We start from the raw sequence: 11157 nt of genomic DNA on the forward strand, positions 1-11157 counted from the left end.
CAGCCGAACCCCGTCCAGCTGGATTACGACCGCCTCTCCATCGTCGAGGCCGACAAAAACCAGTGGATTGAACAGAGTTTTATGACCATCGCACGTGACGGCGCGAACCTGGGCTCGGTCGAAGTGGGTACCGTCATGCAGAAAGTATTGGGCGGTATCCACCGCAACGCTCCCGACCCGAAAATCGCCGAAACCGCCAAACAAACGGCCGGACTCGCGCTGGCACGCTTCCGAAGCCGTCTGGATTTCGACCACGACGCGGAAACCGTAGCGCGGCACCACCGCGAAAACTTCGGCGGATAAACACAACCGGCGGTTCGGGGTGTACAAAGGCCGTCTGAAAAACAGTTTTCAGACGGCCTTTGTGTTCAGACCCAATCCGTGCGGTTACGCGGCATCTTTTGATTTCGACTGCATTCTGCAAAACATGGAAAACGCAACCGCCGTTCCCGTACAGGCCGAAATCGGGAAAATCTCTTTTAAAACGGCTGTGTTCAGATGCGGAACCGTTCGCCGCCGTCATTCCCGTACAGGGAATCCAGAATCCATGCCGTAGCCGCTGACGGCTATTTCCTGCGCCCCGCCGTTCCCGCTCAGGCAGGAATCCAGACGGTTGGCGCTCGAATCCGTATTGAGCAACCGGCGTTTCCGAACATTGGCGTTTTGGAATTTCCGCCTGCGCGCGGGTAATGCTGCGGATTTGCGTAAGCCAATAACGGTATCCGTGTCATCCAAACACCATCCGGGTACGGTCTTTAAGTTACCCGCCCTATCCGTTTCTCTCACTCAATCCGCACACGGCTGCACCAATACCCACGGCGCAACCACCAGCGCCCACATGGTTTGACCGGCATCGAAAAACGCCTGCGCCTGCGCTTCGCTGACCACGCCGAAACGCCCCTGCTCCATCAGCGGCGCAAGATAGGCCGTGTCGTCGGCAGCCATGCGGCGGGCGGTATCGATTAAATCCAGATCGGGGGCAACGTACACCGCCGCACCGCGCGCGAAATGCGGTTGCAGCTCCCGCCACGAAATGCGAGCGGTTTCGGTGTTGAGTTTTTCGGAAAGTAAAGGTTCGGTCATTCGGTCGGGCTTTCTTGTCGGGTTTGGCTGTGTGAATGGTGCATCGGGAACACCATGCCGTGCGAACGCAGCCTTTGTTTTGGGCTGTGTTTGGGTATTCCGCTGATACTTGATTTTGCGTCATTCCCGCGCAAGCGGGAATCCATTTCGGAATGTGAGAAATCGGATAAATAAAATTTCCGAAAGATTCAGACGGATTCCCGTCTGCGCGGGAATGACAACGTCGGCAGAACCGGCTTAAATTCAAGCGGTATCACCGCCATCTCCGAACACAACCTTTTGAAAACGGCCTGCGCCTCAGGCCGTCTGAAACGGCCGATCCGTTTGACGCGGTTTTCAGACGGCATCCGCCGTGCGGCGGCACACTATACCATCCCCTGCATCGGTTTTACAAAGAAGATGTTATACAGTATCATCCCAACCTTTCCAATCCCGATTCAGACGGCCTGTCCTACCGTTCAGGCCGTCTGAAAAAATACCGTATGAATTCCATCCTTCTTACCGGGCTGCTCCAACGGCTGCTGGTTGCGCTGCTTGCAACCGCCGTGCTGTGGGGCGTTTATTTTTGGGCGGTGGCCGAATGAGCATCCTTTTGGACAATCTGACCGTCAGCTACCAGCGCAGGCCCGCCGTCCACCATGTCGATATGGCGTTTGAACAGGGCAGCATGTGGGCGGTATTCGGCCCCAACGGCGCGGGCAAGTCCACGCTGCTCAAGGCGGCGATGGGCTTGGTCAAAGCCGACACCGGCAGCGTAAAATGGCAGGGTTTGCAGCGGCGCGACATCGCCTATCTGCCGCAGCAGTCCGACATCGACCGCAGCCAGCCCATGAGCGTGTTCGAGCTGGCGGCGATGGGGCTGTGGTACGAAATCGGCTTTTTCGGCCGCGTAACCGCCCCGCAGCGCGAACGCGTGCGCGCGGCTCTGGCGCGCGTTCAGATGGCCGATTTTGCCGACCGCCAAATCGCACACCTTTCCAACGGCCAGTTCCAGCGCGTTCTGCTGGCGCGGATGCTGGCGCAAAACGCCAAATTCCTGCTGCTCGACGAGCCGTTCAACGCCGTGGACGCACACACTACCTATGCGCTGCTCGACGTGCTGCGCCAATGCAACCGCGACGGCCAGGCCGTGATTGCCGTGCTGCACGATTACGAGCAGGTGCGCGCCTATTTCGCCGATACACTGTTGATTGCGCGGGAAAAAATCGCCGCAGGCGCAACAGAAAAAGTGTTGTGCGACGAATACCTGCAACAGGCCAACGATGCGATGCGCCGCCGGCAGGATGCCGAATGGTGCGCGGTTTGAAGGCCGTCTGAAAACACAAACCCGAAACATCCTCAGACTGCAGTTTCCCAAAACGGCAAACCCGCTCCGGCAACCGACTAACCCGACCCGAGCCGTTTTCAGACGGCCTGAACCCGAACATGAATTTCTACGAACTCTTCCTCGCTCCGTTTGCCGAATTCGACTTTATGCGCTACGCGCTCGCCTCCATCGTCTGCCTCGCCATCAGCGCCGCGCCGGTGGGCGTGTTTCTCGTGATGCGGCGCATGAGCCTGGTCGGCGATGCCTTGAGCCACGCGGTATTGCCCGGTGCGGCGGTCGGCTATATGCTGGCCGGACTGAGCATGCCCGCAATGAGTGCGGGCGGTTTTGTCGCGGGAATACTGATGGCGCTGCTGGCCGGACTGGTCAGCCGTTTCACCACCTTGAAAGAAGATGCGAACTTTGCCGCGTTTTATCTGAGCAGCCTTGCCGTCGGCGTGGTGCTTGTGAGCGAAAACGGCAGCAACGTCGATTTGCTCCACCTGCTGTTCGGATCGGTTTTGGCCGTTGATTTGCCCGCGCTGCAACTGATTGCCGCCGCGGCCAACGTTACCGTTTTCGTGCTGGCCGTGATTTACCGCCCGCTCGTGCTCGAAAGCATCGACCCGCTGTTTTTGCAGGCCGTGGGCGGCAAAGGCGGCTTTTGGCATGTGGTGTTTCTGGTGTTGGTGGTGATGAATCTGGTGGCAGGATTTCAGGCATTGGGCACGCTGATGTCGGTCGGCCTGATGATGCTGCCTGCGATTTCCGCACGGCTGTGGGTGCGCGGCATGGGAACGCTGCTGCTGCTCTCCACCCTGCTCGCACTCTGCGGCGGCTTTTTCGGCCTGCTGTATTCCTATCATACCGACATCCCGTCCGGCCCCGCCATTATCCTGTGCTGCGGCGCGTTTTACCTGTTTTCGGTGGTATTCGGGCGGGAAGGCGGCATCGTCGCCAAATGGCTGCGGCACAAAAAACACCGCAGCGCGTAACATGCCCACATACGCCGAAGGCCGTCTGAAAAGATTTTCAGACGGCCTTTCTGCTTTTTCACAAGGCTGTATCTGCACAACAGGTTGATTTATGCCGTACCGTTAACAACCGTCATTATCTTACAAGTCCGCTATGCTGCCCACAGCCCGTTGCATTTGCTTCGTTAAAACAGCCTGTAACGGCTGCTGTTCAGCGTAAAGCCGTGTCCGCCGGCATTGCGGCAGGTTAAACCGACTGTTTCGCCGGTACACGACCAGCCTTTGCCCGCAACGGTTTCGCCGTACTGCAAAATGCGGGTTTTCTCCCTGCCCTCGTTCTCGGGCGGAAATTCAAAACCGGCACAATGCTGTTTTGCCCCGCCCGCTGCATTGAGCGTGAAATCCAAGCCGACGCCCTGTTTCAGGCAGCGTTTCGGTGTGTTTTTGTTGCGGTAAACGAAGCAATACAGGTCGTTTTGATAGAGCGTGGTGTCGGCCTTTTTCAGCGAACCGCCGCCGCAGAGAATATTGCCGCTGGGCGTGGCGAAAACCTGTTCGTAATCGCCCGTCAGGTCAATCGAACTCGAACCGGCTTGGGCAAAACCCGCACCGAACAAAAACATTGCCGATAAGATAATTTTTTTCACGATGTTCCAATCAATCGTTTTCAGACGGCCTTACAACTCGATGCCTTTCAGCTTGGCCACGGTATTGATGTCTTTGTCGCCGCGCCCCGACAGGTTCACCAAAATCACTTGGTCTTTGCCCATCTTCGGCGCGTTTTCCACCGCCCACGCCAGCGCGTGCGAACTTTCCAGCGCGGGGATGATGCCTTCGAAACGGCACAATAAATCAAATGCTTCCAATGCCTTATCGTCGTTTGCCGCATGATATTCCACGCGGCCGATGTCGGCCAGATAACTGTGTTCGGGGCCGATGCCCGGGTAATCCAAGCCGGCGGATACCGAATGCGTACCCAAAACCTGGCCGTTTTCGTCCTGCATCAGATAGCTGCGGAAACCGTGCAGCACGCCGACGGGGGCTTTGGATGTAATCGGCGCGGCGTGGTCGGGTGTGTCCGTGCCGTGCCCGCCCGCTTCCACGCCGATTAGGCGCACGTTTTCTTCGCCGATGTAGGGGTGGAACAGGCCGATGGCGTTCGAGCCGCCGCCCACGCAGGCTACGGCCACGTCGGGCTGTCGGCCCACGGCTTCGAGCATCTGCTCCTTCGCTTCGTTGCCGATCACGCATTGGAAATCGCGCACCATTTCGGGATAAGGCGCAGGCCCCGCCGCCGTGCCGATGATGTAGAACGTATCGTCCACGCGCGCCACCCATTCCCGCATCGCTTCGTTCATCGCGTCTTTCAGCGTGCGGCTGCCACTGTCCACACTTACCACGTTTGCGCCCAGCAATTTCATGCGGAACACGTTCGGCATTTGGCGCTGGATGTCGTCCGCGCCCATATAAACATGGCATTCCATACCGAAACGCGCGGCCACCGTTGCGCTGGCCACGCCGTGCTGCCCCGCGCCCGTTTCGGCAATCACACGCTTTTTGCCCATGCGCTTGGCCAGCAGGGCTTGACCGATAGTATTGTTTACCTTGTGCGCACCCGTGTGGTTCAGGTCTTCGCGCTTGAGCCAAATCTGCGCGCCGCCGAGATGGGCGGACAGGCGTTCGGCATGGTAAACGGGGCTGGGACGGCCGACGTAATGCGTCAAATCGCGGCGGAATTCTTCCCAAAATGCAGGATCGTTTTTCGCCGCCTCATAAGCTGCGGCCAATTCCTGCAAAGCGGGAATGAGCGTTTCGGAAACGAACAGCCCGCCGTGTTCGCCGAAAAAACCGTTTTGGTCGGGGGCTTGGTAATTTTGCATATCACACCTTCTTTAGATTGAACAAACTATTCAGGCCGTCTGAAAACCGTTTTCAGACGGCCTTTTAACCGAACCTGCTGCCAGCAAATCCTTATATTTATACACCGTGCAGAAACACTCATCCGAATTCGGGACAAAGCAGATTACGCGGTCTGTTTTTTACGTTTAGCCATGGTAGTTCCTTTCATTGCCGCTTTCAGACGGCCTTTCTTAACTCAGGCCGTCTGAAAAAGGATTTGATTGTAACATCAAAAACTTACAGCAAGTCAATCCAAACAGCTTGAACAAGTTACCCGTAAAACCATGTACAAACCCTATCTCTTAGTTACAAGCATCTATGAATCTTTAAATTTTCCTTCAACTTTTTTCCATTCCTCATCTGAAACTTTAACGACTTTTCTAAAATAACAATCATCAGGAATTGATTTATCTTCATCCGAACGAATATAGATAATATCAGATTTATCCGGAAACCAAATAAAACTACTAGACAATGGTTCGCATTGCGCATTAAGATTTTTTAAGTGCATATACCCGTCAATTGCAACAGTACGCTTGTTTTTATCCAAATAAATACTTCCATAAAAGGAGAGCAGCGGATCATACTTGGATGTAGTATACGAATCAAAAGACAGTTTCCAAGGCACATCATCCCGGATATTTTTTTCCACTAAATCAGTTTCAACCTTACTGCCTTTGTAGGGAAAATCGAATGTCCATTCAAGAGGAACCAAAGTACAGGATAAAAATTGATATTTTTCTTTACCTGACAACTTTTCTGCTGTTTTATTTTTCCAATAAGCCGATTGTTCCGGAGCACACAACCAATTTTCTATTTCTGTGGGCTTTCCTTTGGGAAGTTCTGTTCTCACATATTCTGTTTGAATCAACAAACTGATAACATCAATACCGTTCCAATTTACTGGCTGGGGAAATTCAGCCTCAGAGAAAGTTGTCAAGTCGATTTTATCCAGTTTTTCAGGCACGTCGATTTGCAACTTTGTACCGGCAGGCATTTTGATTCCGTTGACAACCTGTTCCGTTGGCAATACTTGCATACTGGCCGCAAATAAACGATCCCTATGCCGTTCCTCAACCTCGCCGAGAATTATTAATACTCCAGTACACAGGTTCATCAATATAGCCAAATAAGCAAGTATCCGTGAAATAAAAAGTTGCTTAAATGTTGGCTTTCCCCAGTGATAAATAAATCTTACCAATCCTACTTGGCAAGCCACCCATATTAAAAAAATCACAGGTCCCCACATCAGCCACCAAGCCAACGACTCATAAGCCCCTACCATATCCTCTCCCATATTGCTTCTATTAACCATTGCGAAAAGCGACTATTTGCTCAATTAACTTTCTCTTTTAATATTTAATCCATTTTCCCGATTCCATTAAAATTCTTCTAAAAGATTATCCTATAAAATTAAAACATTTTTCAAGCAGCCTGCAATCAAACTAAACATATTCCGCAGATTTCTTTTCCACATTTCAGACGGCCTTAACCGCCTTTGCCTGCACCAAAAACGCCGCCATTTTTTCCGCCGACTTCACACCCGCCGCGCTTTCCACGCCGCCGGACACGTCCACGGCTTTCGCGCCGCTGACGCGCAGGGCTTCGGCCACGTTGTCGGGGGTCAGGCCGCCGGCGAGTATCCACGGGGTTTGGAAACCGGCGGGGAGCAGCGTCCAGTCGAAACTTTCACCCGTGCCGCCGTATTCGCCGTCCACATAGGCATCGAGCAGCAACGCGCGCGCATCGGGGTATTGCTCGGCGGCGCGGGTGATGTCGGCGGCGGTGCGCACGCGCACGGCTTTCAGGTAAGGCCGTCTGAAACGGCGGCAGAATTCGGGCGGTTCGTCGCCGTGGAACTGGATGATGTCGATGGGAACCTGCTCCAATACGGCCTCGATGTTTGCGGCGGTTTCGTTCACAAACAGGGCGACCGCAGCCACGAACGGCGGCAGCGCGCGCACGATTTCCTGCGCCTGAGCGATGCCGACGCTGCGTTTGCTTTTATCGTAGAACACCAGCCCGACTGCATCGACGCCGAGCGCGGCGGCGGTTTTTGCGTCTTCGGGGCGGGTGATGCCGCAGATTTTTATACGGATACGGGACATGGTTTCGGTTTTCAAAATAGGGGCGACAGGCCGATTATAGCGCGGCACGGGCAGTGTTGTTTTTCGGATAACCGATGCACCCGCCCGAAGTTGCATACAGCCATCATATGCCGTCGTCCCCATGAAAAAAGGATACGCATCTTGCACGAAAAATCCTTTTTTAATCATTCGGTTGAAAATCACCCACCGGAATCGCACCCCTTATCGGCACAATGGCTGCGCCGTTATCAATCGCGCCGAAAAATACAGTTTTTCCGTTCCGAGTCTGCTGTAAAACACGGCAATATGTAAATCCGCCTGTCTGCCGCCGGCGCGATGCCGTCCGCTGCTAAAATATCCCGTCCCATTTTTCAGACGGCCTGCCATGACCTGCCTTGCCTGGAACAGCGTTCCCGCCCTTTCCGAACTCGCCCTTGCCGCCGAAACGCACGGCAGGCCGCTGTATTTGGCGGTGTGCCTGCCCGATATGCGGATGCCCGAATTCGCGCCGTGTGCCTGTCCGTCCGGACAGGAAATCCTGTTGGCGGAAAACATCCGCAGCGGCTTGGCCTGCCTGCAATTCACCGGCGTAAACGTATTTGCCGACGTTTTGCCTGATGTTCATCTGTGGCTGTTCCCGCCGCAATACGCAGGCCGTCTGAATGCGCACTTCCCGCAAGGCATCGACTGGCAGACCGAAGCCGTACCTCAGGAAAGCCCGCACCCTGTCAAACCGTGGTTCAGGCCGTCTGAAAACCCGGAAAACAGAAAACCGCCGCAACACGTTTTGGTTGTCGGCGCGGGCATCGCAGGCGCGGCCACGGCTTACAGCCTGGCACGGCACGGCGTGCGGGTAACGGTTTTGGATGCGGGCGGAATTGCAGGCGCCGCTTCGGGCAATTATCAGGGGTTGCTCTACGCCAAAATCTCGCCGCACCCGACTGAACAGACCGAACTGCTGCTGGCAGGCTACGGCCACACCCGCCGCCTGCTGCAAAAACTGCTGCCCGACCAAAACGCATGGGGCGGGCAAGGCGTGCTGCACCTGAATTTCAGCGAAGCCGAACGCAAACGCAATCAGGCTTTGGCGCAACAGACACACCATGCCCATCTTTACCGCGCCGTTTCCGCCCGCGAAGCCGCAGAAATCGCCAGTATCGACGTGTTTTCAGACGGCCTTTACTGGCCGCAGGGCATCTGGCTCAATCCGCGCGCGCTGATAGAAAAACTGCTGTCCCATCCTTTGATTGAAGTCCGCCCGCACACGCCGCTGCTGCGCGCCGAACGCAACGGCAGACAATGGCTGGCCCACACGCCCAAGCAAATTTTTGCCGCCGACTGCATCGTTTACTGTACCGGTGCGGACAGTGCGAACGCGCCCGAACCCAATCTCGCCGCCCTGCCGCTGCGCCTGATGCGCGGCCAAACCAGTGTGGCCGCGGCCACCCAATTTTCGCACCGGCTGCGCTGCGCCCTTTCCGGCGAAAGCTACGTCAGTCCGGCCTGGCAGGGGATGCACTGCTACGGCGCAAGTTTTGTCCTGAACTGCGGCGACAGCGCGTGGAGGCCGTCTGAAGAAACCGCCAACCGCAACGCCCTTGCCGCCCTGAATCCGCCGTTGGCCGAATCGCTGTTTGCACTTTCAGACGGCCTGTCTGAGTCCGCGACAACAGCGGCGGAAAAATCCGAAAAAATCCGTCCGGACAACAACCCCGAATCCTCCGGGCAACGTATCCGCCCTGCCGAAGGCCATGCCGCCGTGCGCTGCGACAGCACCGACCATCTGCCCGTTGTCGGCGCGCTCGGCAATGCCGCCGCCATGCGCCAAACCTACGCCAAACTCGCCAGCGATAAAAACTATCCCATCGACACCCCCTGCCCCTACCTGCCCGATGCCTACGCCAACACCGCCCACGGTACACGCGGGCTGGCCACCGCGCCGATTTGCGCCGAAGCCCTGGCCGCCGAAATCCTCGGCCTGCCCAACCCGTTCCCGCCGCACATCCGCCAAGCGCTGCATCCGAACCGTCTGATCATCCGCGACATCGTCCGCAGCCACACCCCATCCCCGCCGCAATGCGGCATTTCGGATACAGATTGACGGCATCCGCCCCCGTTCGTCATCCTTACCCTATCTATTATTATGCACATCATATAAAATAACGGAAAATAATCACACATCATGAAAATCATGCGCTATTACGGAACCATCATCCGCTGGAACAAAGAACGGGGCTTCGGTGCCGTTGCCGACGAATCCGGCGAAAAAGAATACTTTGCCCCGCTCTCCGCTTTTGAAGAACAAAGCCCCCTGCCCGAAGAAGGCAGAAGGGTGTCGTTTGAAATCACCGTCGGCCGCCGCGGGCGCGAAGAAGCCGAAAACATCCGCTACCCGGGCGAAGGCGAACTGGCCGCACACTCCCTGTTCAAAGACGGCAAGAAAAGCCTGCCGCCCGCCCTGCGCAAACTGCTGACGGCGCTGCCCGTCGCCTGCGCCGTTGCGGTCGGCATCTGGTTTGCCAAACCTTATCTCTCGGGCATTACCCTGTACAAAAAACACACCGAAGAAGTAACCGCAGAAAAAGTTGCCAAAGAGATTATGAAAGAACGCGAAGCGTGGAAACAGGCTGTCAGCAGCCCGCTCGAACCCAAAGCCCACGCATCGGCAGACGGCAACGCGTTCTCCTGTGACGGCAGGCAGCACTGCTCGCAGATGCGCTCGCTCAAAGAAGCGGAATTTTTCCTGCAACAATGCCCCAACGTGAAAATGGACGGCGACAACGACGGCATCCCCTGCGAAAACCACAGCTTCAACGATACCGAAACCCCGCTGCAACAGCCAACGGAAAACACGGCGGAAAAGAAAAGCCTGTGGGACAAAATCTCATCGTTCCTGTCTTCCGACAACGGCGCAAGCAACCGCAGCGCCCGACGGTAAACACGCGCCGCATCCGCATCGCGCCTCATAGCAAATCCCGCTGTTCGGGCGGCGGTTCGGGCACACCGCCGATGTCATTCCAAACTTAACGCCGATGCAGCCTTCAGGCCGTCTGAAAACTTTTCAGACGGCCTTTCCAGTATAATCAGGCCGTCTGAAAAACCGTTTTGCAAGGAATCCCGCATGGCCTCCAGCCCCGAAGCCAAATACACCGAAGAAACCGTTTTATGGGTGAAACGCCACACCCCGAAACTGATGACGTTTGCCGTCAGCCGTCCCGAAGCCTACCGTTTTTCCGCCGGACAATTCTCGCGGCTCGGCTTCCGCGACGGCGAAGGCTTCATCTGGCGCGCCTATTCCGTCGTTTCCGCCGAATATGCCGACACGCTCGAATACTTCACCGTTCTCATCGAAGGCGGCCCCATGTCGGTCAAATTCGCCCACATGCAGGCAGGCGACACCATCCTGCTCGACAAAACCGCCACAGGCTTCCTGCTGCCCGAACGCTTCCAAGACGGCCGCGATTTGGTCATGCTCTGCACCGGCTCCGGCATCGCCCCCTTCCTGTCCATACTCGAACAGCCCGAAATCTGGCAGCGTTTCGACCGTCTCGCGCTCGCCCACTCCGTTTCCCGTGCCGACGAACTGATTTTCAACGACCGCATCGCCGCCCTGTCGGAACACCCGCTCGTCGGCGAATATTTCGGCAAACTCACGTTCCAACCCGTCTTAACCCGCGACCAAACCGACGGCGCGCTCTGCGGCAAACGCCTGCCCGCGCTGATTTCAGACGGCACACTCGCCGCCGCCTTCGGCATGGCGTTCACCCAAGCCGATACCCGTTTCATGCTCTGCGGCATCCCCGACATG

At 56.3% G+C, this 11157-nt stretch carries 10 protein-coding genes and 1 pseudogene; 6 read left to right on the forward strand and 5 right to left on the reverse strand.

Annotated elements, in window-relative coordinates:
• Window positions 1-303, forward strand: a pseudogene (locus ACEYDX_RS04100) (hypothetical protein); the annotation flags it as partial.
• A 483-nt stretch (window positions 304-786) separates the two neighbouring features.
• Here the strand turns inward: ACEYDX_RS04100 and ACEYDX_RS04105 are convergent.
• Window positions 787-1083 carry a DUF2288 domain-containing protein gene (locus ACEYDX_RS04105; RefSeq protein WP_373740761.1) on the reverse strand — a complete coding sequence of 99 codons (297 nt, stop codon included), beginning with the start codon at window positions 1081-1083 and terminating at the stop codon, window positions 787-789.
• Window positions 1084-1663: 580 nt separating this feature from the next.
• On the opposite strand from ACEYDX_RS04105, the gene ACEYDX_RS04110 reads away from it, so the two are divergent.
• On the forward strand, window positions 1664-2389 hold the full coding sequence (locus ACEYDX_RS04110; RefSeq protein WP_373740762.1) for a metal ABC transporter ATP-binding protein: 726 nt from the start codon (window positions 1664-1666) through the stop codon (window positions 2387-2389).
• 119 nt (window positions 2390-2508) lie between these two features.
• Window positions 2509-3384, forward strand: coding sequence for a metal ABC transporter permease (locus ACEYDX_RS04115; protein ID WP_373740763.1), 876 nt, complete (start codon window positions 2509-2511; stop codon window positions 3382-3384).
• Between the two features lie 164 nt (window positions 3385-3548).
• Here the strand turns inward: ACEYDX_RS04115 and ACEYDX_RS04120 are convergent, their stop codons facing one another.
• From ACEYDX_RS04120 to ACEYDX_RS04135, 4 genes are all read right to left on the reverse strand, one after another.
• Window positions 3549-4010, reverse strand: coding sequence for a DUF6636 domain-containing protein (locus ACEYDX_RS04120; protein WP_373740764.1), 462 nt, complete (start codon window positions 4008-4010; stop codon window positions 3549-3551).
• A gap of 30 nt (window positions 4011-4040) precedes the next feature.
• Window positions 4041-5243, reverse strand: coding sequence for a tryptophan synthase subunit beta (trpB, locus tag ACEYDX_RS04125; RefSeq protein WP_373740765.1), 1203 nt, complete (start codon window positions 5241-5243; stop codon window positions 4041-4043).
• Window positions 5244-5578: 335 nt separating this feature from the next.
• On the reverse strand, window positions 5579-6559 hold the full coding sequence (locus tag ACEYDX_RS04130; protein WP_373740766.1) for a hypothetical protein: 981 nt from the start codon (window positions 6557-6559) through the stop codon (window positions 5579-5581).
• A 181-nt stretch (window positions 6560-6740) separates the two neighbouring features.
• Window positions 6741-7370, reverse strand: a complete 630-nt coding sequence (locus tag ACEYDX_RS04135) for a phosphoribosylanthranilate isomerase (RefSeq protein ID WP_373740767.1) — start codon at window positions 7368-7370, stop codon at window positions 6741-6743.
• A 364-nt stretch (window positions 7371-7734) separates the two neighbouring features.
• Between ACEYDX_RS04135 and mnmC the strand changes: the two genes are divergently transcribed.
• The 3 genes from mnmC to ACEYDX_RS04150 all read left to right on the forward strand — a co-directional run.
• Window positions 7735-9450, forward strand: a complete 1716-nt coding sequence (gene mnmC / locus ACEYDX_RS04140) for an FAD-dependent 5-carboxymethylaminomethyl-2-thiouridine(34) oxidoreductase MnmC (protein ID WP_373740768.1) — start codon at window positions 7735-7737, stop codon at window positions 9448-9450.
• A gap of 90 nt (window positions 9451-9540) precedes the next feature.
• Entirely contained in the window at window positions 9541-10287 is a 747-nt protein-coding gene (locus ACEYDX_RS04145) for an excalibur calcium-binding domain-containing protein (RefSeq protein WP_373740769.1), read from the forward strand.
• A 183-nt stretch (window positions 10288-10470) separates the two neighbouring features.
• Window positions 10471-11157 (forward strand): ferredoxin--NADP reductase (locus ACEYDX_RS04150; RefSeq protein WP_373740770.1); only part of this gene is annotated, 687 nt, incomplete at its 3' end.

This window comes from Neisseria sp., assembly GCF_041804105.1.
Taxonomy (GTDB): domain Bacteria; phylum Pseudomonadota; class Gammaproteobacteria; order Burkholderiales; family Neisseriaceae; genus Neisseria.

Bases quoted from the DNA above. Each gene is read 5' to 3' on its own strand.
- ACEYDX_RS04105 (WP_373740761.1), bottom strand. From the start codon at position 1,083: ATGACCGAACCTTTACTTTCCGAAAAACTCAACACCGAAACCGCTCGC.
- ACEYDX_RS04110 (WP_373740762.1), top strand. From the start codon at position 1,664: ATGAGCATCCTTTTGGACAATCTGACCGTCAGCTACCAGCGCAGGCCC.
- ACEYDX_RS04115 (WP_373740763.1), top strand. From the start codon at position 2,509: ATGAATTTCTACGAACTCTTCCTCGCTCCGTTTGCCGAATTCGACTTT.
- trpB (WP_373740765.1), bottom strand. From the start codon at position 5,243: ATGCAAAATTACCAAGCCCCCGACCAAAACGGTTTTTTCGGCGAACAC.
- ACEYDX_RS04130 (WP_373740766.1), bottom strand. From the start codon at position 6,559: ATGGGAGAGGATATGGTAGGGGCTTATGAGTCGTTGGCTTGGTGGCTG.
- ACEYDX_RS04135 (WP_373740767.1), bottom strand. From the start codon at position 7,370: ATGTCCCGTATCCGTATAAAAATCTGCGGCATCACCCGCCCCGAAGAC.
- mnmC (WP_373740768.1), top strand. From the start codon at position 7,735: ATGACCTGCCTTGCCTGGAACAGCGTTCCCGCCCTTTCCGAACTCGCC.
- ACEYDX_RS04145 (WP_373740769.1), top strand. From the start codon at position 9,541: ATGCGCTATTACGGAACCATCATCCGCTGGAACAAAGAACGGGGCTTC.